Origin of the sequence: Azorhizobium oxalatiphilum (assembly GCF_014635325.1) — a bacterium.
GTDB classification, from domain to species: domain Bacteria; phylum Pseudomonadota; class Alphaproteobacteria; order Rhizobiales; family Xanthobacteraceae; genus Azorhizobium; species Azorhizobium oxalatiphilum.
Genome location: NZ_BMCT01000005.1, coordinates 35,096 through 61,330, shown reverse-complemented (window position 1 = coordinate 61,330; position 26,235 = coordinate 35,096). Strand labels below are relative to the sequence as shown.

The 26,235-nt window shown below is 65.5% G+C and carries 25 protein-coding genes; 10 read left to right on the top strand and 15 right to left on the bottom strand.

Annotation, left to right across the window (positions count from 1 at the left end; genetic code table 11):
* Positions 1–20: 20 nt before the first annotated feature.
* Positions 21–1,220 (top strand): Zn-dependent hydrolase, encoded by a 1,200-nt coding sequence (locus IEW24_RS16965; RefSeq protein ID WP_188580786.1) that lies wholly within the window; start codon positions 21–23, stop codon positions 1,218–1,220.
* Between the two features lie 114 nt (positions 1,221–1,334).
* Here IEW24_RS16965 and IEW24_RS16960 read toward each other — a convergent pair whose 3' ends face one another.
* The 11 genes from IEW24_RS16960 to IEW24_RS16910 all read right to left on the bottom strand — a co-directional run bounded on the left by IEW24_RS16960 (position 1,335) and on the right by IEW24_RS16910 (position 12,375).
* Positions 1,335–1,622 carry a YciI family protein gene (locus IEW24_RS16960; RefSeq protein WP_188580784.1) on the bottom strand — a complete coding sequence of 96 codons (288 nt, stop codon included), beginning with the start codon at positions 1,620–1,622 and terminating at the stop codon, positions 1,335–1,337.
* A gap of 60 nt (positions 1,623–1,682) precedes the next feature.
* The gene (locus tag IEW24_RS16955) at positions 1,683–2,657 is read right to left on the bottom strand and encodes a sugar ABC transporter substrate-binding protein (protein WP_188580782.1); all 975 of its coding nucleotides are present in this window, start codon (positions 2,655–2,657) and stop codon (positions 1,683–1,685) included.
* Positions 2,658–2,700: 43 nt separating this feature from the next.
* Positions 2,701–3,675, bottom strand: coding sequence for an ABC transporter permease (locus IEW24_RS16950; RefSeq protein ID WP_188580780.1), 975 nt, complete (start codon positions 3,673–3,675; stop codon positions 2,701–2,703).
* A complete protein-coding gene (locus IEW24_RS16945) occupies positions 3,672–4,628 on the bottom strand; it encodes an ABC transporter permease (protein WP_188580779.1) in 957 nt (318 codons plus the stop codon). The genes IEW24_RS16950 and IEW24_RS16945 overlap by 4 nt, the downstream gene beginning before the upstream one ends.
* Positions 4,621–6,159 carry a sugar ABC transporter ATP-binding protein gene (locus IEW24_RS16940; RefSeq protein ID WP_188581457.1) on the bottom strand — a complete coding sequence of 513 codons (1,539 nt, stop codon included), beginning with the start codon at positions 6,157–6,159 and terminating at the stop codon, positions 4,621–4,623. Before IEW24_RS16940 ends, IEW24_RS16945 begins: the two co-directional genes overlap by 8 nt.
* A gap of 8 nt (positions 6,160–6,167) precedes the next feature.
* Entirely contained in the window at positions 6,168–7,607 is a 1,440-nt protein-coding gene (locus tag IEW24_RS16935; RefSeq protein ID WP_373870082.1) for an FAD-linked oxidase C-terminal domain-containing protein, read from the bottom strand.
* A 65-nt stretch (positions 7,608–7,672) separates the two neighbouring features.
* Complete coding sequence (locus IEW24_RS16930; protein ID WP_188580777.1) at positions 7,673–8,554, bottom strand: intradiol ring-cleavage dioxygenase; 882 nt, start codon at positions 8,552–8,554, stop codon at positions 7,673–7,675.
* A complete protein-coding gene (locus IEW24_RS16925) occupies positions 8,551–9,468 on the bottom strand; it encodes an NAD(P)-dependent oxidoreductase (protein WP_188580775.1) in 918 nt (305 codons plus the stop codon). The genes IEW24_RS16930 and IEW24_RS16925 overlap by 4 nt, the downstream gene beginning before the upstream one ends.
* Positions 9,469–9,478: 10 nt before the next feature.
* Positions 9,479–10,858 (bottom strand): amidohydrolase family protein, encoded by a 1,380-nt coding sequence (locus IEW24_RS16920; protein WP_188580773.1) that lies wholly within the window; start codon positions 10,856–10,858, stop codon positions 9,479–9,481.
* Positions 10,859–10,861: 3 nt separating this feature from the next.
* Positions 10,862–11,950 (bottom strand): maleylacetate reductase, encoded by a 1,089-nt coding sequence (locus IEW24_RS16915; protein ID WP_188580770.1) that lies wholly within the window; start codon positions 11,948–11,950, stop codon positions 10,862–10,864.
* 50 nt (positions 11,951–12,000) lie between these two features.
* Positions 12,001–12,375 carry a Dabb family protein gene (locus IEW24_RS16910; protein ID WP_188580768.1) on the bottom strand — a complete coding sequence of 125 codons (375 nt, stop codon included), beginning with the start codon at positions 12,373–12,375 and terminating at the stop codon, positions 12,001–12,003.
* 108 nt (positions 12,376–12,483) lie between these two features.
* On the opposite strand from IEW24_RS16910, the gene IEW24_RS16905 reads away from it, so the two are divergent.
* Positions 12,484–13,398 carry a LysR family transcriptional regulator gene (locus IEW24_RS16905; RefSeq protein WP_188580767.1) on the top strand — a complete coding sequence of 305 codons (915 nt, stop codon included), beginning with the start codon at positions 12,484–12,486 and terminating at the stop codon, positions 13,396–13,398.
* A gap of 41 nt (positions 13,399–13,439) precedes the next feature.
* Here IEW24_RS16905 and IEW24_RS16900 read toward each other — a convergent pair whose 3' ends face one another.
* Both IEW24_RS16900 and IEW24_RS16895 read right to left on the bottom strand, forming a co-directional pair.
* Positions 13,440–14,381: an SMP-30/gluconolactonase/LRE family protein gene (locus IEW24_RS16900; protein ID WP_188580765.1), complete on the bottom strand. Its 942-nt coding sequence runs from the start codon at positions 14,379–14,381 to the stop codon at positions 13,440–13,442.
* 13 nt (positions 14,382–14,394) lie between these two features.
* Positions 14,395–16,098, bottom strand: coding sequence for an IlvD/Edd family dehydratase (locus IEW24_RS16895; protein ID WP_188580763.1), 1,704 nt, complete (start codon positions 16,096–16,098; stop codon positions 14,395–14,397).
* 199 nt (positions 16,099–16,297) lie between these two features.
* Between IEW24_RS16895 and IEW24_RS16890 the strand changes: the two genes are divergently transcribed.
* From IEW24_RS16890 to IEW24_RS16860, 7 genes are all read left to right on the top strand, one after another.
* Positions 16,298–17,569: an ABC transporter substrate-binding protein gene (locus tag IEW24_RS16890; RefSeq protein WP_188580761.1), complete on the top strand. Its 1,272-nt coding sequence runs from the start codon at positions 16,298–16,300 to the stop codon at positions 17,567–17,569.
* A gap of 16 nt (positions 17,570–17,585) precedes the next feature.
* Complete coding sequence (locus IEW24_RS16885; RefSeq protein ID WP_188580759.1) at positions 17,586–18,545, top strand: carbohydrate ABC transporter permease; 960 nt, start codon at positions 17,586–17,588, stop codon at positions 18,543–18,545.
* A 2-nt stretch (positions 18,546–18,547) separates the two neighbouring features.
* Positions 18,548–19,417: a carbohydrate ABC transporter permease gene (locus tag IEW24_RS16880; RefSeq protein WP_244644493.1), complete on the top strand. Its 870-nt coding sequence runs from the start codon at positions 18,548–18,550 to the stop codon at positions 19,415–19,417.
* 11 nt (positions 19,418–19,428) lie between these two features.
* Entirely contained in the window at positions 19,429–20,577 is a 1,149-nt protein-coding gene (locus IEW24_RS16875; protein WP_188580756.1) for an ABC transporter ATP-binding protein, read from the top strand.
* Positions 20,574–21,584: a Gfo/Idh/MocA family protein gene (locus tag IEW24_RS16870; RefSeq protein WP_188580754.1), complete on the top strand. Its 1,011-nt coding sequence runs from the start codon at positions 20,574–20,576 to the stop codon at positions 21,582–21,584. Before IEW24_RS16875 ends, IEW24_RS16870 begins: the two co-directional genes overlap by 4 nt.
* Entirely contained in the window at positions 21,584–22,306 is a 723-nt protein-coding gene (locus IEW24_RS16865; protein ID WP_188580751.1) for a GntR family transcriptional regulator, read from the top strand. Before IEW24_RS16870 ends, IEW24_RS16865 begins: the two co-directional genes overlap by 1 nt.
* A 470-nt stretch (positions 22,307–22,776) precedes the next feature.
* Positions 22,777–24,078, top strand: a complete 1,302-nt coding sequence (locus tag IEW24_RS16860) for a Zn-dependent hydrolase (protein WP_188580749.1) — start codon at positions 22,777–22,779, stop codon at positions 24,076–24,078.
* A gap of 254 nt (positions 24,079–24,332) precedes the next feature.
* On the opposite strand, the gene IEW24_RS16855 is transcribed toward IEW24_RS16860, so the two are convergent.
* Entirely contained in the window at positions 24,333–24,740 is a 408-nt protein-coding gene (locus tag IEW24_RS16855; protein ID WP_188580747.1) for a tautomerase family protein, read from the bottom strand.
* A gap of 95 nt (positions 24,741–24,835) precedes the next feature.
* On the opposite strand from IEW24_RS16855, the gene IEW24_RS16850 reads away from it, so the two are divergent.
* On the top strand, positions 24,836–25,711 hold the full coding sequence (locus IEW24_RS16850; RefSeq protein ID WP_188580745.1) for a LysR family transcriptional regulator: 876 nt from the start codon (positions 24,836–24,838) through the stop codon (positions 25,709–25,711).
* A gap of 80 nt (positions 25,712–25,791) precedes the next feature.
* Here IEW24_RS16850 and IEW24_RS16845 read toward each other — a convergent pair whose 3' ends face one another.
* The gene (locus tag IEW24_RS16845; protein ID WP_188580743.1) at positions 25,792–26,187 is read right to left on the bottom strand and encodes an iron chelate uptake ABC transporter family permease subunit; all 396 of its coding nucleotides are present in this window, start codon (positions 26,185–26,187) and stop codon (positions 25,792–25,794) included.
* Between the last annotated feature and the right edge of the window lie 48 nt (positions 26,188–26,235).

The window sequence follows — 26,235 nt, the reverse complement described above, 5'->3', positions numbered from 1 at the left end:
TCGTAACGGGAACGGCCAAGATGAATATTGATGTCGAAAGGTTCTTGCAAGACTTAGACACTCTGCGGCAGATCGGACGATTCAACGATACCGGCGTCCATCGACCGACCTTTAGCGACGACGACATGGAATCCCGTCGGTGGCTTGCGCGCGAGATGGAGGCGGTGGGCCTCGAGGCGACGATCGACGGTATTGGTAACGTATTCGGCCGGAATAAGGGGCCAGGGCCGTTCGTTCTGGTCGGCAGCCATCTCGAAACGCAGAATTACGCCGGCTGGCTCGACGGCGTGCTCGGCGTCGTGGCGGCATTGGCGCTGGCGCGTGCGGGCATGTCCGTCGACGTCTGCGCCTATTGCGACGAGGAAGCCCATTTCGGCGATTTCATCGGGGCGCGCAGTCTCATCGGACAATTCAGCGAGCAGGACATGGACGCGGCGCGGAACCGGCATAACGGTTCTCCCCTCCGCGATGCTCTGAAGCGGGTCGGGCTCGACGGGGTTCCCCGCCTTCGACTGGATGAGGCGCGCTACAAGGGCGCCTTTGAAATGCACATAGAGCAAGGCACGCAGCTTGAGCGAGCCGGTGAGCGCATCGGCGTCGTCACCGGCATCGTCGGCATCCGCCAATGGAAGATCATCGTGGAGGGCCAGCAGGATCACACCGGCGGGACCACGATGGCGGAACGCAGGGATGCCGGGCTCTCCGCGGTGCGCATTCTTGCCGCCATAGACAACGAGTTTCCGCGCGTCTGCGGCCCTCGAAGCGTATGGACGACCGGCAAGATCGTGCTCGAACCCAACTCCGCGCAGATCATCCCGGGACGCGCCGAACTGTATTTTTCGTTCCGGGATCTGGATCCGAACATTCTCGACGCCATGGAGAGATGCCTTCGCTCGATCTGCCAGGAGGCCAACAGACGCGAGCGTTGCACCGTCTCGATCGAGCCGATCGGCCACACCACGCCGTCGCCCTGCGACCCGTCGATGCAGGCGGCGCTGAGACAAGCGGCAAGCGAACTCTGCCCGGGCAAGTGGCAGTCCATGCCGAGCGGGGCCATTCACGACAGCCAGATCCTGTCTCAACTGCTTCCGGTCAGCATGCTGTTCGTGCCTTCCATCGACGGGATCAGTCACCACTATCGGGAAGACACCTCGCCTGACGATCTGCGCCTGGGTCTTCAGGTTCTGGCCAGAGGTGTAGAGCTGTTTCTTGCGGGCTGAGCGAGACCTGCCAGTCACTCCACGCCAGCCATGATCGCTGCGTCCACGTGGCGATCATGGCCTTCGAACGTGCTCGCCGGGAACCGGATCGCGCGTCCCGGCGCGCAGGCTCCCCTACCCCTGCCGGCGGATGAATGCGGTGATCGTCACCCGCTCCCAAATGCCCGCTCGGCGGAACGGATCCGCGTCATGAAACCGCTCGATCGCGGCGCGGTCCGGCGCCTCGATGAGAAACAGGCTGCCGATCATGGTCTGCCCATCGTCGGCAACCAGCGGCCCGGACATGACGATCGCGACGCCGAAAGACGAGGTATCGGACAGAAACGCCTTGTGCGCGTCGTAATGGGCAAGACGGGTTGCAAGGCCGTCCTTGTGATCGACGGCATGAATGACAAACAGCATGTGGCGCTCCCGGAGCAATCTGGGAGACGACCACGCGCCGCCTCCCAATCAATCATCTGATCAGTTCGTCTTCGTCGAGATCGCCTCGACCTCGCTCCAGGAAGGGCAAGCACGCGATTCCAACGGCCGGTCATAAGGCTGATAGTTGCTGGCATTGACGACCGTGGGCTTCAGCACCACTTCGGTCACGATTGTCTCGTTCCGCAGGGCCCGGATTGCCGCCATGGTTCCGATGCACCCCTGCAGGAAGCCGTTGTAGTCGCCGGTGGCCAGAAGCTTGTTGGCCTTGATGGCATCCACGGCTTCCTTCGTGCCGTTGATCCCGACCACCTTGGCCTTGCGGTTGGCGCCGTCCAGCGCCTCGATCGCGCCAACGGCCATGGCGTCATTCGCGGCCAGAATGCCGTCGATCTGCGGATGGGACTGCATCAGGTTCTCCATCACCTGAAGCCCCTGAAGCCGCTGGTAATTCGCCGGCTGGCTGGCCAACAGCTTCACGTCCTTGAACTCCTTGAGCGCGTCGTTGAATCCGCGCACGCGATCGACATTGGTGAGCGATCCCTTCACGCCCTCCAGGATCACCACATTGCCCTTCCCGCCCATCTCCTTGAGCAGATAACGCGCGGTCTCGAGCCCGAGGCTGTAGTCGTCGGCGCCGACGAAGGCGAGGAACTTGCCGCCGGCACTGCGGTCGGTGACATTCACCACCGGGATCTTGGCATCGTTGATCTGCTCCACACCCGGTACCATCGCCTTGTAGTCCACCGGCACGAACACGATCGCGCTCGGCTTCTTCACGATCACGTCCTCGATCTGGCTCAACTGCTCGGGGATCGAGTCCGGCTTGGTGGGAATGTAGTGCACCACCTTGGCGCCCATGGACTTGGCCGCCGCGTCCGCCCCCACGCGCACCGTCTGGAAATAGGGGTTGGTCTGGTTCTTGGTGAAGACGGCGATGGTCTCGTCCGCCGCCATCGCGCCGGTGGCCATCACGGCGAAGGGCAGAGCCGCCGCAAGGATCTTGAAGTTCGACATCCTGTTTCCTCCCGCGTTTATTATTTGGCTTGGGTACGCTTCGTTACGCTTTCCGCCGGCCGTACATGTCCAGCCACACGGCGAAGATGACGATCACCCCCGTGACGAGCGGCTGCCAGTTGGCGTTGACCGACAGAAGATTCATGCCATTCAGCACGAGCGTCAGGATCAAGGCTCCAATGAAGGTGCCGAACACGCTTCCGACCCCGCCGAACAGCGACGCGCCGCCAATGAGCACGGCGGCAATAGCCGGCAGCGTCAACGCCTCGCCGATGTCCCCCTCCGCCGAGTTGAGGCGGGCGAGGAAGACGATGGAGGCCACGCCAGCCATCGCCCCGGAGAAGGCATAGACGAGGATCAGGCGGCGATCGATCGGAATGCCCGTCAGCCGCGCCGCCACCGGATTGGCGCCGATGGCATAGATCTGCTGCCCCCACACCGTGCGCTGGGCGAAGACCGTGCCCGCCACGAGGAAGCCGACCATCAGATAGACCGGGATGGGGATGCCCAGAAAATGGCCGGAGCCGATCTGACGGAAGCCCGGCGGGAAGCCGTGAATCGTCTCACCCGCCATGTAATAGTAGGTGATGCCATGCAGCACCCAGAGCATGCCGTAGGTGGCGATGAACGAAGGGATCCGCAGCTTGGCCACCATGAGGCCGTTGCAGATGCCGATCACACAGCCGGTCGCAAGGCCCGTCAGCGTGCCCAGGATCGGCGAGCCGGTCGCCTTGATGACGGTTGCGGCGAGGCACGCAGACAGCCCGATATTCGCCCCGACCGAGAGGTCGAGCCCGCCGGTGAGGATGACCAGCGTGAGACCCGAAGCCAGGAAGAACAGCAGGCTGGCCTGCCGCAGCACGTTCAGGATGTTGTTGGAGGTGAGGAAGGCGTCCGTCGCCAGGCTCAGGGCGAGGCACAGCAGGCCGGCCGCCAGCAGACGGTAGATGATCTGCTGCATATCCTGCGACAGGTGAATGCGGGGAGCCCCCGCCGAGGCGTTGCTGGCGATGCTCATGACTTGTGGCTCCGCATGCCGTCGATGAAGAGGGCGAAGATGACGAGAGCGCCGATGCAGGCCACCTGCACCGAGGAGGGAATGGCCATGAGGTTCAGGCCGTTCCGGAGCACGCCCACGGTGAGCACGCCCAGAAGCGTGCCGAAGATCCAGCCATTGCCCTTCTCGAACGAGGTGCCGCCCAGCGCCACGGCGGCGATGGCATCGAACTCCATGCCGATGGCGGCTGTGGGATGCCCGGCATTCATGCGGGCGGTCATCAGCAAGGCAGCGACGCCGGCCATCGACCCGCCAAGCATGTAGACGGCGATCAGGATGGGGCGCCACCGCACGCCGGCCAGGGTCAGGGCATCCCGGTTGCCGCCCAGGGCGCGGATATAGGTGCCGAACCGCGTATAATAGAGCAGCACATGGAACAGCGCGTAGAAGCCGATTCCGATCAGGATCGGCGTGGGGATGCCGGCGACCGTGCCGGAATAGGCCTGCCGCACGAAACGCGGAATGCCCACCACGCTCTGCCCGTCCGACACGATGAGCGCCAGCCCCTGCGCCGCGCCGAGGGTGCCGAGCGTCGCCACGAAAGGCGGAATACCCAGCACCGCGACGAGGCTGCCGTTGACGAAGCCGAACGCCAGTCCCACGGCGAGCGCGCCGAGCAGCCCCAGTATCAGCGACTGCGTGGAGACGATGATCAGCGCCAGAACCAGCGAAGCCAGGGTCAGCACCGCCCCCATGGACAGGTCCAATCCCTCGGTCATGATGATCAGGGTCATCGGCAGGGCGATGAGGAGCAGGATCACCGACTGGACGAGGATGTTCGACAGATTTCCGGTCGAGAGGAAGCCGGGACTTGAGAAGGCGAACAGGAGCACCAGCCCGACCAGCGAGATGGCCACGCCCGGAACCGAAGGCAGGCGCAGCGGGCGTGAGGGGGAGAGGGCGTGATCAGTCATCGTGCATCCCCATTCGGACGATGTTCTCTTCGGACAGTTCCGCGCGGGACAATTCCCCGACGATGCGCTTGCCGCGCATGACGTAGGCGCGATCGCAGACATGGACGATCTCCGCCTGCTCGGAGGAGATCATCAGGACCGCCGCCCCCTCCGCGACCAGTTGATCGATCAATGCGAAGATCTCCGACTTCGCGCCCACATCGATGCCGCGCGTGGGCTCATCGAAGATGAACAGGCGCGTACCCGCAGCCAGCCATTTCCCGATCACCACCTTCTGCTGGTTGCCGCCGGACAGGAGGGCGACATTCTGGTTCGGTGACGGCGTGGCGATGCGCAGGCGCTTGATCAGCTCCTCAGCCGACCGCCGCGCCTTGCCGCGCGAGAACATCATGTTCGGAAAGAGCTTTGGCAGGCCTGCCACGGCGAGATTGTCGCTGACCGTGCGGATCAGCGCGAGGCCCTCGGACTTCCGGCTCTCGGGGATCAGGCCCACGCCAGCCCGCGTCGTCGCCGCAGGGCCGCCCGAATGGGATTTGCCGAACAGGTGCACCTCGCCGGCCGTCACCTCATCCGCGCCGAAAATGGCGCGGGCAACCTCGGTGCGACCGGAGCCGACGAGCCCGCACAGCCCGACGATCTCTCCCGACCGTACCGTCAGGCTGATGTCCCGGATGCCATTGGCCGCACAGACATTCCGGACATCGAGCACCAGCTCGCCCGGTGCCGTGCTGAAGCGCCTTGGATAGGACATGTCCACATTGCGCCCGACCATCATCCGGACCAGTTCGTCAGGCGAGGTCTCGCCCGGCAGCGCGCTGCCGACCAGCTTGCCGTCGCGCAGTACGGTGATGCGGTCGCCGAGGGCAAACACCTCGGCCATGCGGTGGGAGATGTAGACGATGGCGACGCCCTTGGCCTGAAGCTGCCGCATCACCTCGAACAGGCGTTCGGTCTCGCGGTCGGAGAGTGCTGCGGTGGGCTCATCCATCACCAGAATGCGGGCATCCTGGGACAGCGCCTTGCCGATCTCCACCATCTGCTGCTGCGCGACCCCAAGGCTATGGACCTTGGTGCGCGGGTCCACGTCGAGGCCGATGAGGTCCAGCACGGCCTGCGCTTCGCGGTAGAGCCGTCGCCGGTCCATGATGCCGGGAATGGCGGAGGCAAACTCCCGGCCCAGAAAGATATTCTGCGCCACGTCCAGATAGGGAACCAGCGAGAATTCCTGGAAGATGACCGCGATCCCGAACCGCCGCGCATCCGCCGGCGAGCGGATCTCGATCTTCTCACCGTTATGGAAATAGTCGCCGGCATCGGCCTGATAGGCGCCGCACAGCACCTTCATGAGCGAGGACTTACCGGCTCCATTCTCACCGAGGAGCATATGCACCTCGCCCGGCCACACTCCGAACGACACGTCGTCCAGCGCCTTCACGCCGGGAAAGTTCTTCGAGATCCCCCGAAGCTCCAGCAGGGGTGCCCGATCCGGGGCCGGCGGCGGCGCAGGCTCAATGAGCGCCGTCGTGTCCATGACCGCTCTCATGATGCGTCTCCTTCAACGGGAGGCCGGGCGCGAAAGATTTTTCCGGGATTCATGATGCTGGCGGGATCAATAGCTTCCTTCAGGAGCCGCATGACGTCCACCGCATCGCCGAGTTCGAGGGGCAGGAAGTCCATCTTGCCCACCCCGACCCCGTGTTCCCCGGTGCAGGTGCCTTCCAGGGCGATGGCCCGACGTATCAGCCGGTCGTTGAAGGCCTTGGCCCGCTGGAGTTCTTCGCCATCGTCGGGCTTGATGAGCACGAGCAGATGAAAGTTGCCGTCGCCCACATGTCCCACCACCGGCGCGATGAGGCCGCTCTCGGCAATGTCAGCCGACGTGGCGTCGAGGCACTCCGCCAGCCGCGAAATCGGCACGCAGACGTCGGTGATCATCGCCTTCGCGCCCGGCCTGAGTGCCAGGCCGGCATAGAGCGTGTTCTCGCGCGCATGCCAGAGGCGGCTGCGCTCCTCCGGGCTGGTCGCCCACTGGAAGCCCTGCCCGCCGAAGTCCGCGGCGATGGCCTGCGCCGTCTCGGCCTGTTCACCCACATAGGCCTGCGAGCCGTGAAACTCGAAGAACAGGTGCGGCACCTCCGGCAGCCCCAGCTTCGAATGCAGGTTCATGCCCCGCATCATGACCGCGTCCAGCAGTTCGACCCGCGCCACCGGCACGCCGGACTGGATGAGGGCGATCGCCGTGTTCACCGCAGCCTGAAGGTCGGGAAAGGCGCAGACCGCCGAGGAGATGGCTTCCGGCTGTGGATGGAGCTTCAGCGTGATCTCGGTGATCACGCCGAGCGTGCCTTCGGCGCCTGTGAACAGGCGGGTGAGGTCGTAGCCCGCCGCCGACTTCCTTGCCCGCTGCGCCGTGCGGATCGCGCGGCCATCCGGCAGCACCACCTCCAGCGACAGCACATTGTCCTTCATGGTGCCATAGCGCACCGCCATGGTTCCGGAGGCCCGCGTGGAGGTCATGCCACCGATGGAAGCATCCGCGCCGGGATCGATGGGAAAGAACAGGCCGGTATCGCGCAGATATGCGTTGAGCTGCTTGCGGGTCACGCCGGGCTGCACGCGGACATCCATGTCCTCGGGATGCACCTCGATCACCTTGTTCATGCGTCCCATGTCGAGGCAGACCCCGCCGTGGAGCGCGGCGGCATTTCCCTCCAGCGACGTGCCGGCACCGAAGGGAACGATTGGCAAGTTGAGCTCACGGCACAGCGCCACGATGGCCTGGACCTCAGCGGTCGTCTCCGGGAACACCACCACGTCCGGCGGACTTGCCGCATGATAGGCTTCGCTGCGGCCATGATCGGAGCGCACACCCGGGGCAGAGGTTGCACGGTCCCCGACGATGGCCGCGAGCCGGGCCATGGTGATGCTGAGCGACCGGCCATCACCGGGCACGCCGTCGATGGGCGTTTGGTTGGACATGCTTTCCTCCTCCGATATCGGCCCGTTTTCCGGGCTCTCGATCGCACGCGTGACGATGCCCTGCTCTAGGCTGCTCTCGATGCCGCCCGAGATGCCGGGCCGAGGCGGAAGTCGTAGGTGAACTCGCACCAGGAACGATCGAGGGTGCGGCCATCGGGGGCGGTGCCGGGCGGATGGCTGGCGAAGTCGCAGATGAGCGAGTCCTTCACCCCGAACACGGCATCACTGTCCAGATAGACATCCCCCGCGACGAAGACGTGGGTGACAAGCTTCTCGTAACCGGGGGCATCGATCATGAAATGGACGTGCGCCGGTCGCCAGGGATGGCGCCCCTGCGCCTCCAGCATCTTGCCCACCGGTCCGTCATGCGGGATCGGGTAGGCTGCCGGCTTGATCGACCAGAAATGGAACCGCCCCTGATCGTCCGTGCGGAAGCGCGCACGGGCGACGGTGCCGTCCTCCTCGTGCTGGACGTCGTAATAGCCGTCCTCGTCGGAGTGCCAGACATCGACAATGACATCCCGAAGCGGCAGCCCGTCGGGGTCGGTGACTGTACCCCATGCGTACATGGGCTCACCCGGCAGGCCGCCGGAGATATCGGTGCCGCAGGCCATCTCTGGCGGGCCCTCCACATAGAAGGGGCCGAGCACCGTGCTTTCAGTCACCGCCTTCTGATGATCGTGGTTGATGGCGTCCACCAGCATGGAGACGCCAAGCGTGTCGGAGAGCAGGATGAACTCCTGCCGCGTCCCCGTGCACATGTGACCGGTGTCGGTGAGAAAGGCGATGCCCTGCTCCCGCTCCTGCTGCGTGGGCCGCACCTCGCGGATGAAATCGTGCAGATGGCGGACGAGGGCCTCGCTGATCTGCCGGGTCCGCGCGTCGGGGGCGTTCGCAATCCGCTCAAGCACGGCCTGCGTGATGCTGAACTGATCGAAGTTCCTCATGCCAGCCTCCCCCCGGTCTGTTCGAGGTCCGGCTCGCCCAGTCCGGCGGACCATTCGGCGAGCTTCACCGTCGATATGAAATCGGCCTCACCCTCGCCCCGACCGACGAGCGCGCCGTAGATCTCGCGCGTCAGCGAGGCAATGGGCATGGCCATCTCCGTGGCGTGGCCCGCGCCGACGATGAGATCGAGATCCTTGGCCATCTGCCGGCAGGAGAAGGTCGAACTGAAATCCCGCGTCTCAAGGCTCTTGGCCTTGTAGTGGACCATGGGCGAGCCGACCGCGCTGTTCGTGAGCACGTCCAGAATGTCCTGCCAGGCCAGATTACCCTTGCGTGCCAGGACGACGCTTTCGCCCATCATGGCGGCGGACACGGCGATCATGAGGTTCACCGCCAGCTTCGCGTAGCGCGCCTCCTCCGCCGTGCCGAGGTATTTCTGCGCACGGGTGAAACCCTGGGCGACGGGAAGAAAGGTGTCGAACGCCGCGCGATGACCGGACACGAAGCAGGTGAGGTTCCCGGTATGCGCGATGGCCGCATTGCCGGAGACAGGCGCCCGCAGATAGGCAATGCCGGCGCTGTCGGCGGCCTGCGCGACCTCGGCCGACACACCGGGGCTCACGGTGGACGTCTCCACCAGAATTGAGCCCTTGCGCATGACATGAAGAAGCGGCCCATCCAGCGCCACGGCCCGCAGCGCATTGTCGTCGGGAAGCGAGGTGAAGACGATCCCGTGCCGCGCCGCCTCTTCCAGCGTCGCGGCGGGCTTCACGCCGGCATCGGAGGCCTCGGAGATGCGCTGCTGTTCCCGATCCGTGCCGAAGACATCGTGACCGGCTGCCGCCAGCCTTGCCGAAATGGGCAGTCCCATCTTGCCCAGCCCGATCCAGCCGAGCGCTTGAGTTTCAGCCATCCTTGCCTCCTCATGCTGCTGTTCTTTTGAGCCCTAATTCATCCACGATGCGCGCACCCGAACGCGCAAGCCGGGTGATCTTGTCGTCAAGCCCTTCGGCAAGCAGCCTGCCATTCCGCTTCCGGAACCGGCCGGCGATCATGACCGCCTCCACATCTCCCCTGCCCGCCTGCATCACCACGGTCGCGACGGGATCGTGCACGGGCTGGAGATGCAGGGCGCGCGCGTCGATGAGGGTGATGTCGGCCTGCTTGCCGGGTGCGAGGGAGCCGACGCGTCGGTCGAGGCCCAGCATCCGGGCGCCCTCGATGGTGATCCATTCCAATGCCTGACGGACGCGCACCGTGGATGTGGACGGAATGACGCCGGCTTCCCGGCGACTGTCCGTATTGTCGAGCACGCGCTGCATGCCTAACGCGATGCGTCCGACTCCCATCATGTCGCCGGCAAGAACGGACTCCAGGTCCACGCCCAGCGAGGGTGCCACGCCACGCTTCAACAGGCGGCCCGTGACGGGAAAACCGTGGCCCTGCGTCATCTCGTTTTCGGGTGTCACCGAGAAGGAGACGCCGAGATCCACCAGCTGGGAGAAAAGCGCGTCGGACAGGTCGTTGCCATGCACGACATTGATTCCCGGCCCGACCAGCCCCTCCGCGATCAGCGTCTCCCAGCCGCCCGGCGACTTCGCGGCTCCGCCGCCCTGATGCATGGAGGCGACGAGGCCGAACTCCCGCGCCAGCCGGAAGTCCGCACGCGCCACATCCAGCGTGGCATAGTGCGGGCCGAGGATGGCGAGGCCGAGCGTCATCAGGCCCTCGTCACTGGCGAAAGGCCCGCGCCGCAGCCGTTCCACCTCTGAGCGGGGATGCGGCACCTCCGAGAAGTGCGGCTCTCCCGGCCTGGGATCGGGCTTGGGCGAGCCGTGGAAGAAGGCCGCCCGGATGCCACTCTGGGTCAGGGCCTCCACCGCCGCATCGGTATGTTCCGGCGTCGGATTGTTGTGGCACCAGTCCACAAGGGTCGTGGTGCCGGCGTCGATCTGGCCGAGCGCGCCGACCAGCGTGGCGATGCCCACATCCTCGGGGCGGAAGCAGGTGGCGAGACCCGCGTGAACCCAGCGAAAATACTCCAGCAGCGTCCAGTCCGCGGCGAGACTGCGAAGACCCGTCTGCCAGGTGTGCATGTGTGCGTTGATGAAGCCGGGCACGGCGATGCGTCCCGTCGCGTCCACCCGTTCCGCATCATCGGCGGCGATGGACGGACCGATGGCGACGATGCGCTCGTCCTCGATGAGGATGTCACCCCTCGGTAGATCACCGACCGCGCCATCCATGGAGAGAATGGTGGCGCCGGCGATGAGGATGCGGGGGGCCGTCCGGTGCTCATCCATGGCTCAGGCCGCCTCCTCTGCCCGGGATGCCGCCACCGGCCGCTCACCCGCATGGGCGCGGCCGATCAGGTCGCGGATGGCATCCCGCGTGACCGGACGGGGATTCCAGTACGGATTCTCGACCGCGAGATCGGCAGCCATCTCGATGCCATCAGCCGGCATCCCCAGATCAGCGAGCGCGCGTGGCGTGCCGAGCGCCCTGACCAGGTCGAACAGCCCCTGTGCCGCATCCGGAGCGCCCAGCGCCCGCGTGATGCTCGCCATGGCCTCTGGGGCGGCGGAGGCGTTGTAGGCAACCGCATGCGGCAGGACGATCGTATGCGTCTCCGCATGGGGCAGATTGAAGGTGCCGCCGAGCGTGTGGCAGAGCTTGTGGTGCAGCGCCATGCCTACGGTGCCGAGGCAGCATCCCGCGAGCCAGGCCCCATACAGGGCCATGCTGCGCGCTTCCATGTTCCTCGGCTCGTGGACAAGAATGGGCAGGGCCGACGACAGGGTGCGGATGCTGTCCTCCGCCATCAGCGAGATCACCGGGTTTCGGTCACGGGCGTAGAGCGCTTCCACCGCATGGGCGATGGCGTTCATGCCCGAGGTGGCCGAAAGTCCCGGCGGCAGGCTGAGCGTGAGATCCACATCGTAGATCACGGCCTCGGGCAGCACATCGAGCGAGCGGATGGTGGTCTTCCGCCCGTCCTGCGTCTCGCCGAGGATGGGGGTCATTTCCGACCCGGCATAGGTGGTCGGGATCACCAGTTGCTGCACGCCGGTGCGCAGCGCCAGCGCCTTGCCGAGGCCCGTGGTGGAACCGCCGCCGAGCGAGACAACGCAATCCGCCGCTGCCGCCGACAGCGCCTGAAGGGCCGTCTCCGTCACCTCCACGGGCGTGTGCATGGTGGCGCCGGAAAACACGCCGGCCGAGGCGCCGCCGATCATGGCCGCGATCCGCTGCCCCTCCCCCGCCTGCTGCGGCGTGGTGAGGACCAGCGCCCGCCGGGCACCCAGCCGCTCCAGCTCGGCACCGATCTCCGCGATGGCACCGCTCCCGAAGCGGACGCGGATCGGCAGGGCCTCATATGTGAAAGTCTTGATCATGACGCTGTCCCTCAACCGGGTGCTCGCCACAATCGCCTGCGCCGCTCGTATCAGGCGCTGGCGATAAGCTGATCTTGGTGACGGGTGACGGCGCTGACGGCCGCGTCCGCAGGTGCGCCCACCAGATAATCGACCTGGAACCGCGCGATCCGCAGGTCGGCCAGTTCCTGGCGAACCCGCAAATGTTCTGGATGAGTGGCGTAGGCTTCGAGATCGGCAGGCGTCTCGAACTCCGAGACCAGCACGACGTCGCAGGCATAGTCGACGTCGCTCATGTCGAGGCCGACCTCCACATGCGTCATGCCGTCGATCCGGCCTCTCAGCCCTTCGAATGCTGTCTTCACCTTGAGACGGGCAGCGTCACGCTCTTCCCGCGTGTTTCCGCTGACCCGCCACATCACGATGTGGCGGATGGGTCCGGTCATTGGCGTTCCCTCGACCTGTTTGGTCTTTTCGTTGGGAGAGAGTTTTGGCTTGCCAACTGCGGAAATAAACCGGATTTTTCGGAACGGTCTTTTGCGCGGATCGGAAAAATGGATCGGCTGAGCCAGATTGAGGTGTTCCTGAAGACCGCGGAGCTGCGCAGCCTGTCGCGCGCCGCCGAGGCCCTCGGCATGTCGAATGCGGCCGCGAGCCGTCATCTCTCCGCGCTGGAAGAACGCCTGTCGGCGCGTCTCGTGGAACGCAATACGCGGCGCCTGTGGCTGACCGAGGCCGGGCAGGAATTCTACCAGCGCAGCGGGGCTCTTCTGGCCGAGCTATCCGAAGCCGAAGAGGCGATAAATGAGCATACGCTTGCTCCGCAGGGCCTGTTGCGCGTGACAAGCTCCCTCTCCTTCGCCACGATCTATCTGGCTCCCATGCTGCCGGATTTTCGGAAGCTCTATCCCAAGCTCAACGTCCACATCGCGGTCGCGAACAGGTATCTGGACTTCATCGAGGCGGGCATCGACGTCGCCATTCGCACGCGCCTACATGAGCCGGACACCAACATCATCGTGCGGCGTCTCGGGCGCATGCGACGGGTCCTCGCCGCCTCTCCCGCCTATCTGGAGGAACGCGGACACCCGCGCGAGCCGGCTGATCTCAGCCACCACGACATGCTGGTCTACAATCTCGCACAGGATCCCTTCTCGCTGCGCCTGACCAAGGGCGAAGCGGAGCGCACGGTGCGCATCACGGCTGCGCTGGATTGCAATGACGGACAGGTGATCCGTGAGGCCGCCCTCGCCGGCCTCGGCATCCTCATCCAGCCCCTCTACATCGTACAGAGCGATATCGATGCCGGGCGTCTCGTCCCCATCATGCTGGACTGGCAATTGCCCATGCTGACGATGAACATCGCCTACCAGAACCGCGAACGGCTGCCCGCGAAGATCCGCGTGTTCACCGACCATCTGGTGGACTACGTCCGCAAGACTTCCCGCAGCGACATCTGGTCGATGTGAACCCTGATCCGCGCCCATTCGGGAGCGGAACAGAGGGGCAATCAACCGCCCACAGCCCCCTGCGTGTTCACATAGAGCGCATAGAGAGAGCGGCTCGCCGCCATGAACAAGCGATTGCGGGCCTTGCCTCCGAAGCAGAGGTTGGCGCAGCGCTCCGGCAGGCGGATGCGGCCGATGGGGCGCCCCTCCGGATTGAAGACCATCACCCCGTCCAGCGCCTCGCTGCCCATGCCCCAGCCGCACCACAGATTGCCGTCCACGTCACAGCGGATGCCATCGGGCGTACCATCAGGACCGGCGTCCACGAACAGCCGCCGATTGCTCAGGCCTCCGTCGGCGCCGACATCGCAGGCCAGGATCTTCCGGTACGGCGTGCCGCGCGATTCGACGATGTAGAGGATGCGCTCGTCGGAAGAGAAGCACAGACCGTTCGGCCCGCTGATGCCTTCGGCGACCACCTCCGGCACGCCGCCGTCCGGTGCGATCCGATAGACGTTCTGCGGCAGTTCAGGCTCTGCCCGCGCACCTTCATAATAGCCGGAGATGCCAAAGAGGGGATCGGTGAACCAGATGGAGCCGTCCGATTTCACCACCACATCGTTGGGCGAGTTCAAACGGCGACCGTCGATGCTCTCTGCCAGCACGGTGAGGCTGCCGTCCGCCTCGGTGCGGACCACCCGCCGTCCGCCATGCTCGCACGTGATGAGGCGACCCTGACGGTCCCGCGTGTTGCCGTTGGCATAGCCGGACGGCGCGCGATACGGAGCCACCTGCCCCGTCTCCTCATCCCATTTGAGCATGCGGTTATTGGGGATGTCGCTCCACAGCAGATGGCGTGCATCTCCGAACCAGACCGGCCCCTCGCTCCAGCGGCAGCCGGTGTACAGCCGCTCCACAGCGGCATTGAACAGGCGATAGCGCTCGAAGGAAGCATCGAGACTCTCGATAGCCGGGTCTGGATAGCGCTCGGCAGGCTGCCACATGGGAAAGCTCCAGTCAGACCTTCGGCCGCATCATGAAATCGAAGTCGCAGCCTTCGTCGGCTTGCGTCACGCTATCATAGAACAACCGCGCATAGCCGCGTTCGGCCCAGTCGGGGCGCTCGACCGGCGGCAAAGCGGCAGCGCGGATGGCGAGTTCCGCCTCATCGACCAGCAGCTCGATGCTGCGCGCGGGCACATCCAGCCGGATCATATCGCCGCTACGCACAAGCGCGAGCGGGCCGCCATCGGCCGATTCCGGCGTGATGTGCAGCACGATGGTGCCGAACGCAGTGCCGCTCATGCGCGCATCGGAAATGCGGACAAGGTCCTTCACCCCCTGCCGGCCGAGCTTCTTGGGGATCGGCAGATAGCCGGCCTCCGGCATGCCGGGTGCCCCCTTGGGACCCGCGTTGCGCAGCACCAGGATATCGTCCGCCGTGACGTCCAGATCCGGATCGTCGATGCGGGCAGCCATGTCGGCGGTGGAGTCGAACACCACCGCGCGCCCCGTATGGGTCAGCAGGCGCGGGGTGGCGGCTGAATGCTTGATGAGCGCCCCACGCGGCGCGAGGTTGCCGCGCAGCACGGCCATGGCGCCGATGGGCTTTATGGGATCGGCGGGCGTGCGGATCACCGTCTGGCCCGGAACCTCCTCGGCGCCCGCGACCACATCGCGCAAGGTTCCGCCTCCCACGGTCAGCGCCGAGGTGTCGATAAGGTCGCCCAGCTCGCGCAGCAGCTTCGGCACGCCGCCGGCGTGGTGGAAGTGCTCCATGTAATGGTCGCCGGAGGGCTTCAGATCGATCAACACCGGCACCTCTCGCCCGATGGCATCGAACGCCTCAAGATCGATCTCGACCCCGGCGCGGTTGGCCATGGCGGTGAGGTGGATCAGGCCGTTGGTGGAGCCGCCGATGGCCTGCATCACCACCTGCGCATTGCGGAAGGCGGCCGGAGTCATGAGTTCACTGGGCTTCGGGCCGCCGCTCACCGCCATCTCCGCCGCCCGCCTGCCGCTGGCCTCGGCAAGGCGGAAACGCTCGGCATGGGGGGCGGGAATGGTCGCGCTCATGGGCAAGGAGAGGCCCATGGTCTCGGTGATGCAGGCCATGGTGGAGGCGGTGCCCATGACCATGCAGGTGCCCACAGAGGGTGCGAGGCGGCCGTTGACCACCTCGATCTCCTCCGCATCGATCTCGCCCGCCCGATGGGCGCTCCAGAGACGGCGGCAATCGGTGCAGGCGCCGAGCACCTCGCCCTTGTGATGGCCCACCACCATGGGGCCAACGGGAATGACGATGGCCGGCAGATCGACGCTGGCCGCCGCCATGATCTGCGCCGGCAGGGTCTTGTCACAGCCGCCAATGATGATCACCGCGTCCATGGGCTGGGCGCGGATCATCTCCTCCGTGTCCATGGCCATGAGATTGCGCAGGAACATGGAGGTGGGGTGGGCAAAACTCTCGTGGATGGAGATGGTGGGAAACACCATGGGCATGGCGCCCGCCAGCATCACCCCGCGCTTGGCCGCCTCGATGAGCGCCGGCGCATTTCCGTGGCAGGGGTTGTAGTCGCTGTAGGTGTTGGTGATGCCGACGATGGGCCGGTCCAGCGCGTCGTCCGAATAGCCCATGGCCTTGATGAAGGCCTTTCGCAGGAACAGCGAGAAGCCCGCATCCCCATAGCTTGTCAGGCCCTTGCGCAACCCTTTGCCCATTTCGCCCTCCGAGCGATCACCTATCCGAGGCCAGAGCTATCGAGCAATCTGCATTATTGTCAATAATGCATAGCGATATCGCACTGCAACGTGCTGATTCAAGGCAAAATCCGATGTTGTTATTGACAATATTCGGGATATGGGCCTAGCTGCCGCCAACAACATAAGAACCATGACGACCCATCCGGAGGGGACGCAGATGAGTGTGAAGGCATGTCTGAAGGCAGCCGTTTTCCTGGCTGCCATGGCGGGCTCTGCGCATGCACAGACGCAGATCACCATGTGGTCCAACTGGCCCGACGAGCCGGCCAAGAAGGATTGGGTCACGGCCCGCGTGCAGGAGTTCGAGGCCGCCAACAAGCAGTGCTCGGTGAAGCTGAACTTCATTCCCAAGGCGGACATCTACACGCAGGCCAAGTCCGCCGTGCGCACCGGGCAGGCGCCGGACATCTTCTACATGGAGCCGGACCAGCCGGAATTCCTCGCCGGCGGCTTTCTTGAGCCGCTGGACAGCTATATCGACCTCGCCGGCCTGGAGGATTGGGCGAAGCCCGCCTGGACCTCCAAGGGCAAGGTCTATGGCGTCCCGGTCGAGGCCTATACGGTCGAGCTCTATTACAACAAGGATCAGGTGAAGAAGGTCGGCATCGACGTGCCCGCCTCCGCGCAGCTCACGCAGGCGCAGTTCACCGATCTGGTGAAGAAGGGTGTCGCCGCCGGCATCACCCCCATCTCTCAGGGCGTGGGCGACCGCCCCTTCCCCGGCGCGCTGCTGACCTATGAAGCGCTGCTGCGCCGGCTCGGCACGGATGACTACGGCAAGCTGCTGGCCGGCGAACTGTCCTACAAGGATCCGCGCGTGGCCGAGGTGATGGGCTGGGTGAAGGAACTGGTGGACGCCGGCGCATACCCCAAGAGCTTCGCCACCCTGAAGCTGGGCGAGTCCCATTATTACTTCTACCAGAAGCCGGGCGCCCTCACTTTCCCGGACCCGAGCTGGTTCACCGGCCGCGCCTTCGCCGCGCCGGAGAGCGGCGGCATGCCGAAGGATTTTCCGCTCGGCATCATGCAGTTCCCGGCCATGGACAAGGGCGACTGCCCGAACTGCAAGACGCTGGCGGTGGCGGGCAGCTTCGTCCTCTATTCCAAGAGCAAGAACAAGGATTGCGCGGGCGCGCTGCTGAAATCCATGGCCAATGTGGAGAACGGCACCAAATGGATGGAGCAGGTCTCGCTGCAGACCGGCCTGAAGTCCGATCCGGCCAAGATCAAGTCGCCGCATGAGGCCTATTTCAAGGAACTCACCGCGCGCAACGCCGACGTGAAGTACTTCTTCGGCACCCCCCTGTTCCACTACCGGGCCAAGTGCGCGGAGACCTTCACCCAGGTCATGAACAACGCCTTCCCCGCCGGTCTCATCAGCGTCGCGGATGCCGCCGACAAGATGGACGCGGCCTGCCTGAAGAAGTGAAGCGGTGATGTCGGACATGGCGAAGCACGCCGGCACCGACGTCGAGGCCCCGGCGCGCGCATCCCGCGCGCCGCGGACCCGGCGCTTCTCCGACCCGCGCCGGGCCAGCTTTCCGGTCCTGCTGGTCTTCCTTGTCCCGGCGCTGGCGATCTATTTCGGGCTGACGGCCTATCCCGCCTTCCGCACCATCTATGACAGCTTCTTCACCATCGAGGGCATGGAGCGCATCCCCGTCGGCTTCGCCAACTATGTGGCGCTCTGGCAGGACGAGACCTTCTGGGTGGCGGTGCGCAACACCTTCATCTGGGCCTTCGTCGCGCCCATCCTCGATGTGGCGACCGGCCTCCTTCTGGCCCTCGCGCTCTACGCCGGCGTGCCGTTCGCGCGCTTCCTGCGCATCGCGTGGTTCACGCCGGTTCTGCTCTCCTATGTGGTCGTCGCGATCCTCTGGATGTGGATCTATAATTACGACTGGGGCGTGGTGAACGAACTGCTCCGCGCCATGGGCCTTGGCGATCTCGCCCGCTCCTGGCTGGGCGATCCCAACACGGCGCTTGCGGCGGTCATCGTCACCCACGCCTGGAAATGGGCCGGCTTCAACATGGTGGTGTGCCTCGCCGCCATCCACTCCCTGCCCCGCGAGGTGCTGGAGGCATCGGAACTCGACAATTGCGGCTGGGGCGCGAAGCTCCGCTACATGATCGTGCCGATGCTCAAACCCACGCTGCTGAACCTCTACGTGCTGGCGTTCATCGGCAAGATGAAGGTGTTCGATCTGGTCTGGATCATGACCGGCGGCGGGCCGCTATGGGCGACGGAGACGGTCTCCACCTACGTCTACAAGCGCGCGTTCAACTGGAACACGTTCGACCTCGGCTACCCGTCCGCCATCGCGGCGGTGTGGTTCGGCGTGGTCTGTGCCGCTGTCATCCTGCTCAACAAGATCTTCAAGTCGAAAGACCGGCTGGAGTACTGACCGTGACCTATCAGAACGCCCAGCCGCACGGCATCAAGCCCTTCAAGCCCCTGCCCCGCCTGTTTGGACGCGGCGCGCTGGCGCTGGTGATCGGCGCCTACACCGTCTACACGCTCGGGCCCTTCCTGTGGCTCGCCACCATGTCGGTGCGCAACACCGGCGAGATCTCGGCCGACCACTACGCCTGGCCGAGCCCGTTCCGCTGGGAGCAGTTCCGCGTCGCCTGGGTGGATTCGGCGTTCGACACCTATTTCTGGAACTCCGCCATCGTCGTCGTCACCGCCGTGGCTGTGGTGACGCTGGTGGGGGCTGCGGCCGCCCATGCGCTGGCGCGCTATCGCTTCCGGGGCAACCGCATCATTTACGGCATCCTGTTCTCGTCCATCATCTTCCCGCCGCAGATCACGCTGATCTCGCTCTACCAGATCCTGGTGGACTACAATCTCTACAACAGCCTCACCGGCCTCACGCTGGTCTACATTTCCCTCCAGCTACCGCTCACCGTCTACCTGCTGGAGGGCTTCTTCGCCCGCATCCCGCAGGATCTGTTCGACGCCGCGAAGATGGACGGCTATGGCGATATCGAGATCTTCCGCCGCATCGTGCTGCCCATCGGCATGCCGGCCATCGCCACCACGCTGATCCTGAACTTCATCCAGCTCTGGAACGAGTTCCTGTTCGCCGTGGTGCTGATCAGCGATCCCGAGAAGCGCACCCTGCCTATCGGCATCCGCGCCTTCATGGGCGACCATTTCCAGGACATCGGCATGATCGCGGCCGGCGTGATGATCTCAGTCATCCCGGTGATCATCGCCTACGCCTTCTTCTCCGAAAAGCTCATCCGCGGCATGACCGCCGGCGCAGTCAAGTAGAGGTAACTCCCATGGCGGTCGTCCAACTCGACAGTATCTGCAAGCGCTATGGCGGCGTCGGGCCGGTGGCGGTGGACAATGTGAACATCACCATCGCCGATGGCGAGTTCATGGTGCTGCTCGGCCCCTCCGGCTGCGGCAAGTCCACCACCCTGCGCATGATCGCCGGGCTGGAGGATATTTCCTCCGGCACGCTCTCCATCGACGGCCGCGTCGTCAACGACGTGCCCGCCAAGGACCGCGACATCGCCATGGTGTTCCAGTCCTATGCGCTCTATCCGCACATGAGTGTGGCCGACAATCTGGCCTTCGGCCTGAAGCGCCGCCGCGTGCCCACCGCCGACATTGATCGGCGGGTCAAGGAAGCCGCGCAGATCCTCGGCCTGTCGCAACTGCTGGACCGCAAGCCGCACGCGCTCTCCGGCGGCCAGCGCCAGCGCGTTGCGCTCGGGCGGGCCATGGTGCGCGAGCCCATGGTGTTCCTGTTCGACGAACCTCTCTCCAATCTCGATGCGGCCCTGCGGGTGAACACCCGCAACGAACTGATCCGCCAGCACCATCGCCTCGCATCCACCATGATCTACGTCACCCACGACCAGGTGGAGGCCATGACCATGGGCACGCGCATCTGCGTCATGAACGGCGGCAAGGTGGCGCAGGTGGGCGCGCCACTGGATGTCTACTGGCAGCCGGCGGACACCTTCGTCGCCCGCTTCCTCGGCTCGCCACCGATGAATCTGTTCACCCTGCCTGTCGCCTCCAATGGGGCCGAGATCGGCGGCGGGCCCGTCCTGGGCCCGTTGTCCCGTTGGCGGGAAGCGACACTCGCGAAGCTGGCCGGACAGGAGGCCATCCTGGGCGTGCGCGCGGAGGATCTGCACCTCAGCCGGGAAGCTGCCGGCGCCGCCGGCGGCACCATCCGGGGCCGGGTCTTCGCGGTGGAACCGCTCGGCGCCGAGACGCTGGTGGCGGTGGAGACAGACGGCGGCGTCGAATGCACAGCCCGCCTGCCGCGCGACGTGGCCGCCCGCGTGGATGAGGTGATCGACCTGCACTTCGCCGCCTCCGCCACCTATCTGTTCGACAAGGCGAGCGGCAAGGCCATACCGGCCGATGGCGAGACACATCGGCCGCACGCCCCCCGCGGGGCGCTGCAATGAGCGGGACAAGACTGCGCGTCGGGCTGATCGGCGCGGGCTGGGTCACGCAATATCATCTGCGCGGCTGGGCGGCGCTCGCGGACCGCGTCGAGATCGTCGCCATCGCCGATCCCTCCGAGACGGCCCGGGCCACGCGCATGCGGGAGTTCGGCATCCCCGCCGGATTTGCCAGCGCACAGGAGATGCTTGACACCTGCGCGCTCGACGCCGTGGACATTGCCGCCCCCCGCGCCGCCCATGCGGAGATGGTGCGTCTGGCGGCCGGCAAAGGGCTCGCGATCCTGTGCCAGAAGCCTCTGGCGCCAACACTGGCGGAGGCACGCCAGATGGTGGCGGATCTGCCGCCCGGCATCCGGCTGATGGTGCATGAGAACTGGCGGTTCCGCGCCTATTATCGCGAGGCTGCCGCGTGGCTGCGTGCAGGCGATATCGGCACGCCGTTTGCCGCCCGTCTCGCCCTCGTCACCAGCGGCACCCTGCCGGATGCGCAGGGGCACCTGCCGGCCGTGGAACGCCAGCCTTTCATCCGCCATGAGCGGCGCATGCTGGTGTCCGAGATCCTGATCCATCATCTCGACACGCTGCGCATGCTGCTTGGCCCGCTGGAGGTCGCAAGCTGCACGCTCGCCCGGATCTGCCCGGACATTGCGGGCGAGGACACCGCCATCATCCAGCTCAACGGTGCGCACGGTTTGTCCGTGCAGGTGTTCGCGTGTCTTGCCGCCCACGGTCATCCGCCGGCAGCGGCCGACCGGCTGGAGATCCTCGGCACGCAGGGGGCGCTCACCCTGGACAATGGCGTGCTCAGCCTCGCGGGAACGACACAGCGTCGCGCCGACTTCGATCTCGCGGCGACCTACCAAGGTTCCTATGATGCCACGATCGCCCATTTCGTCGCCCGGCTTGACGAGGGGGCACCATTCGAGACCTCGCCGGAGGACAATCTGGAGACGCTGCTCGTTGTCGAGGATTGCTACCGCCTGGCGGGACGTGAGGACATGCGGTGATGTCGGACAGCGATCTGAGCCTTTCCACGCTGCGGCGTGACGATGTCGACAAGGTCATCGCCCATCTGGAAGAGGACATCATCTTCGGACGCCTCGCGCCGGGCACGCGCCTGACCGAGGACATGCTGATGGTGCGCTACGACGCCTCGCGGCATTTCGTGAGGCAAGCGCTGGTGGACATGGAGCGCCGCGGCATCGTGCGGCGCGAGAAGAATATCGGCGCCACGGTCCGCACCTATTCGGCCGAGGAAGTCCACCACATCTACGATGTACGCGAGATGCTGACCCGGCAGGCGGCGCTGATGATCCCGCTGCCCGCGCCCCCGGAGCTGATCGGGAAGCTGCGCGCCTTGCAGGCCGCTTATCGCGAGCAGGCGGAATTGCAGGACCTGCGGGGCGTGCATGATGCCAACGACGCCTTCCACATCGCCTTGTTCGAGGCCTGCGGCAATCCGTACCTCGTGCGCACGCTGCAGGATTACATGGACCTCACCCTGCCCATGCGGGCCAAGAATCTGGCCGACGCCGAGGGGCTGAAGCTCTCCATCTCGCAGCACGACCTGATGATCGACCTGCTGACCGGGCGTGACATCTGGGCCTTCGCACAGCTCTGCGTCGAGCACATGCAGACGAGCAAGACCGACTATCTCGCCCGCGTTGCCAAGGGCGCATCCGCCGACGAGCAGGAAGGCGCCCCACAACGGCAGCGCCGCGGCAGGTGAGTGCTTCACGGATCTGGAACTGAGGGGCGGGACGCTACGCAGCCTCCTCAGCTGAGCACGGAGATCACGCCGGGCTGATATTCTCGATGATACGTCAGCACGTCGTTTCACCGCTCACGTTCAGCATGCGGAACTCACGCCCGTTGTGCGTGCGAGCTTCGGCGCAGTCGTAGGCCACACCGGGGGGCAGCCCCGCGTGCCACTGGCGAAGGTGGCGGGGTCATAGAGGCCCAGCGTCAGATTGGCGTCGGCTGCCGGATCGAGGCACTGTTGCGCATCGATGGCCAACCGCCGGCGGTGGGCGCGATCATCGAGCTCGACTGGCCGGGCGAGCGCATCCTCGTGTTCCCCGAGCACGGATAAATCCGGGCAGTCACCGGAGCGTGGTGGGGCGGTGCGCATCGCCTGTGCTATTCCGGCTGGAACAGCGCGACCGATCCGGAACCTGTCGCGCCGCAGAAGGAAGACACATGACGATCGCAGCGTCATCGCAGCAGACCGAAACGGCACTCGCCGAGGCCGTCGCCGCCCAGCGCGGTTGGGTGGCAGAGCTGTTCGACCGGCTGGCCGCCGGCAGTCAGGGCACGCCCGGCATCACCCGCGACACCTATGGCGCGGGCGAGGATTTCGGCCACCGGCTGCTGGTGGAGCACGGCCGGGAGCGCGGCCTTGCCATCGCCCATGACATCGCCGCCAACAGCTATGTCACGCTCAAGGGCCGCGACCCCGCCGCGCCCTGCATCCTCATGGGCTCGCATCTCGACAGCGTGCCGCACGGCGGGAATTTCGATGGCGCGGCCGGCGTCATCGCCGGGTTGGTGGTGATCGAGACCCTGCGCGCGCTCGGCATCACACCGCGCTGTGACATCACCGCCATGGGCGTACGGGCGGAAGAGAGCGTCTGGTTCCAGGTGTCCTATATCGGCAGCCGCTCGGCGCTGGGCACCCTGCCGGATGGCGCGCTGGAGGCCAAGCGCATCGACGACGGCCGGGTGCTCGCCGCCAGCATCGACGCCTGCGGCGGCGACTCGGCCGCCATCCGCCGGCGCGCGCGTCACCTCGATCCCGCCGCCATCCGCGCCTTCCTCGAAGTCCATATCGAGCAGGCGCCCAGTCTGGTGGAGTCGGCGCTTCCGGTGGCCATCTGCACCGGCGTGCCGGGCAACTTCCGCTATCCCGCTGCCCGCATCGTCGGGCGGCACGACCATGTGGGCACGCCCCGCCGCTTCCGTCAGGACGCGGCCATGGCGGGGGCCGAATTCGCCATGCTGCTCGACCGGATCTGGGAGGCGGAGGAAGCCGCCGGCTTCCCCATGGCGGTCACGCTGGGCCGCTTCCACACCGATGTCGCCGTCCATGGCCTGACCACGGTGCCGGGCAGCTTCGCCTTCAGCCTGGATGTGCGCGCCTATGATCCGGCGGTGCTGGAGCGGGTGGAGGCGCGGATGCTGGCCGCCATTCCCGAAATCGAGGCCCGGCGCCGGGTGCGCTTCGAGCTGGGCGCCCGCGCCAATGCGGCGGTGGGGCCGGTCGATCCCGGCATCGTCGCAGGTCTTGAGGACGCGGCTTCACGCCATGGCATCGGCACCATGCCGCTGGGCAGCCCCGCCTCGCATGACGCGGCGGCCTTCGCCGCTGCCGGCGTGCCCATCGCCATGCTGTTCGTGCGCAATGAGCACGGCAGCCACAATCCGCTGGAGGCGATGGAGATCGACGATTTCCTCGACGCCTGCACCATTCTGGCCGACTGGGTGGTGCGCGAGGCTTCCTGAGTTCGCTGCTGGTACCGAGGAAGCCCCGGTGACGGTGGGCAACGGGAGACCGTTGTCCACCCAAGGCCGCCGTTCAAGAGGTCCGCTTGTGGGGCAGGAAAGATCGCCTCCACAGTGCAGCTGCTTGGGGGCAAGCGGACATTCCACTGAAACCGCTCCACTGCACCTCACAGCCAGGAGCGGCCTCTGGGCGTGTGCGCAGAGGCGGACATGCGGAACCCCGGCCGGACGCCCGTGCGGGACCCGCGCCGGGCTTAGCTGTCCGTGCCTCGCTGCTGGGCTATGGCCATGGCGAACACACCATTTCCGACGCTCCAGTCCGAATAGTCGTTTTCGTGCATGAAGATGAACACATCCTTCGGCGACACGGCCGCCCTGGCCTCCAGGTTTCGCGTGATGGCTGCGTAGAGCGCGCGTTTCATGGCGTCGCTTCTGCCTCTGCGCATTGTGATTTCCACGACGACCAGATTCTCGGAGCGGGCGATGCCGTTGAAGCTCCGATCATAGAAGAACTCGCCGTCTCCATACTCGGAAACGAGGTTGAACAGCTCATCCTTCGGCATTCCGATGCCTTCAACCAAGGCATCGTGAATCCCTTCTACGATCAGGATCTTTCGCGACTGTTCCGTCCCCTTGGGAAGCGCTGTTCTCACAAATGGCATGGTTCATCTCATCGTTGCGATGAGGGAGGATCTATCATTTCCAACCGGCTTCACATATTGACAGCTTGGTCGTTTGAATGTGATCAAAGCTCACAATGAAAAGCCGCAGGAACTTACCCGTCGCCGCCCTGAGAGCCTTCGAGGCCGCGGCGCGGCATGGCCAGCTGTCGTCAGCCGCCGAAGAACTCGGGGTGACGCATGGGGCAGTCAGCCGCCATGTGAGCCACCTTGAGGCGTTTATCGGCACAGCGCTGTTTGAAGGCGCGCGAAGCCGTCCGAAGCTCACCGCAGAGGGCCAGGTGTTCGGCTTCGCCCTGACCGCCGCCTTCGATCAGATGGAGGACGCGCTTCGCATCATCGGGCGAGGCGGTGGCGGCATTCTGGACGTGGCCTGCCTCAGCACTTTCGCTATGCGTTGGCTCATTCCACGCCTCCACAGCTTTACTGCCAGGCATCCCCGCTATGACGTGCGTCTTGCAACCGATGACAGGCATCGGCGCAGTCATATCGATGTGCAGATTATGGTTCTGCCTCTGGAAGCCGCTCTCCCAGAAAACAGCTCTCCGCTTTTTCAGGAGAAGTTGGGGCTGGTTGTCGCGCCCTCACTTGCAGCCGAAGCCCATGCTGATGTTCTTGCGCTGCCCCGGCTGGAGACACGGACCCGGCCTGATGCCTGGCGCGAATGGGCACGCCTGACGTGTACGGAGGGGCATGGTGAAATTGGCGCGACCCGGATTTTCGATCATTATCACATGACTATTGAGGCCGCTCTCAACAGCCTCGGTATCGCGATCGCTCCCTGGCATCTGGTCGCTGAGGACGTTGCCTGCGGTCGGCTGTCCGCGCCCTTTGGGTTTGTGGACAGCAACTATGTTTATGCCGTGCAGGTCATCCGGCCGGGAGGGGCGAAGACCGAGCACTTCGTTAAGTGGCTTAAGGAGGCGGCCCGTCAGGATGCTCAGATGCCGTAGGGCTTTCCGAACACACCTTGGGCCGTCCACGGACTAGCAACCGCCGCTAGAGCGTTTCACCGCGCAATGCAGAAGTGCGATCAAGTCGGCCGCTTCCACAGCTGCGCGATGAAATAGGGTGTCCCCACCAGGGCCGCGAGCATGCCGGCCGGTATCTGATACGGGAACAGGAGATTGCGGCCGCCCCAGTCGGCGAGGCTCATGATGATGGCGCCGAAGATGGCCGACATGACAAGCTGGGCCGAGGCGGAGCGCCAGCCCGTCATGCGCGCGAGATGGGGCGCCATCAAGCCGACGAAACTCAGGGGGCCGATGGCCAGCACGGCCGCGCCGGTGGGAAGGGACGCCATCAGCAGAAGCAGGATCTGGCTGCGATGGATATCCACGCCCGCGGCACGAGCCGTGGCGGTGCCGAGCGGCAGAATGTCGAGCCAGCGCCGCGTCAGAGGCGTGACCGCCGCAAGAACGAGCGCCACGGAAGCTGCGGGGCGTCTCCGCCCATAGCACCATCACCCGACAGCCCT

Coding starts and splice junctions, on each gene's coding strand:
- IEW24_RS16855 (WP_188580747.1), bottom strand. CDS start 24,740: ATGCCATTTGTGAGAACAGCGCTTCCCAAGGGGACGGAACAGTCGCGA.
- IEW24_RS16875 (WP_188580756.1), top strand. CDS start 19,429: ATGGCGGTCGTCCAACTCGACAGTATCTGCAAGCGCTATGGCGGCGTC.
- IEW24_RS16945 (WP_188580779.1), bottom strand. CDS start 4,628: ATGACTGATCACGCCCTCTCCCCCTCACGCCCGCTGCGCCTGCCTTCG.
- IEW24_RS16915 (WP_188580770.1), bottom strand. CDS start 11,950: ATGATCAAGACTTTCACATATGAGGCCCTGCCGATCCGCGTCCGCTTC.
- IEW24_RS16910 (WP_188580768.1), bottom strand. CDS start 12,375: ATGACCGGACCCATCCGCCACATCGTGATGTGGCGGGTCAGCGGAAAC.
- IEW24_RS16930 (WP_188580777.1), bottom strand. CDS start 8,554: ATGAGGAACTTCGATCAGTTCAGCATCACGCAGGCCGTGCTTGAGCGG.
- IEW24_RS16935 (WP_373870082.1), bottom strand. CDS start 7,607: ATGTCCAACCAAACGCCCATCGACGGCGTGCCCGGTGATGGCCGGTCG.
- IEW24_RS16965 (WP_188580786.1), top strand. CDS start 21: ATGAATATTGATGTCGAAAGGTTCTTGCAAGACTTAGACACTCTGCGG.
- IEW24_RS16920 (WP_188580773.1), bottom strand. CDS start 10,858: ATGGATGAGCACCGGACGGCCCCCCGCATCCTCATCGCCGGCGCCACC.
- IEW24_RS16940 (WP_188581457.1), bottom strand. CDS start 6,159: ATGGACACGACGGCGCTCATTGAGCCTGCGCCGCCGCCGGCCCCGGAT.
- IEW24_RS16950 (WP_188580780.1), bottom strand. CDS start 3,675: ATGAGCATCGCCAGCAACGCCTCGGCGGGGGCTCCCCGCATTCACCTG.
- IEW24_RS16955 (WP_188580782.1), bottom strand. CDS start 2,657: ATGTCGAACTTCAAGATCCTTGCGGCGGCTCTGCCCTTCGCCGTGATG.
- IEW24_RS16860 (WP_188580749.1), top strand. CDS start 22,777: ATGACGATCGCAGCGTCATCGCAGCAGACCGAAACGGCACTCGCCGAG.
- IEW24_RS16865 (WP_188580751.1), top strand. CDS start 21,584: ATGTCGGACAGCGATCTGAGCCTTTCCACGCTGCGGCGTGACGATGTC.
- IEW24_RS16870 (WP_188580754.1), top strand. CDS start 20,574: ATGAGCGGGACAAGACTGCGCGTCGGGCTGATCGGCGCGGGCTGGGTC.
- IEW24_RS16850 (WP_188580745.1), top strand. CDS start 24,836: ATGAAAAGCCGCAGGAACTTACCCGTCGCCGCCCTGAGAGCCTTCGAG.
- IEW24_RS16895 (WP_188580763.1), bottom strand. CDS start 16,098: ATGGGCAAAGGGTTGCGCAAGGGCCTGACAAGCTATGGGGATGCGGGC.
- IEW24_RS16905 (WP_188580767.1), top strand. CDS start 12,484: ATGGATCGGCTGAGCCAGATTGAGGTGTTCCTGAAGACCGCGGAGCTG.
- IEW24_RS16900 (WP_188580765.1), bottom strand. CDS start 14,381: ATGTGGCAGCCTGCCGAGCGCTATCCAGACCCGGCTATCGAGAGTCTC.
- IEW24_RS16885 (WP_188580759.1), top strand. CDS start 17,586: ATGGCGAAGCACGCCGGCACCGACGTCGAGGCCCCGGCGCGCGCATCC.
- IEW24_RS16925 (WP_188580775.1), bottom strand. CDS start 9,468: ATGGCTGAAACTCAAGCGCTCGGCTGGATCGGGCTGGGCAAGATGGGA.
- IEW24_RS16890 (WP_188580761.1), top strand. CDS start 16,298: ATGAGTGTGAAGGCATGTCTGAAGGCAGCCGTTTTCCTGGCTGCCATG.
- IEW24_RS16960 (WP_188580784.1), bottom strand. CDS start 1,622: ATGCTGTTTGTCATTCATGCCGTCGATCACAAGGACGGCCTTGCAACC.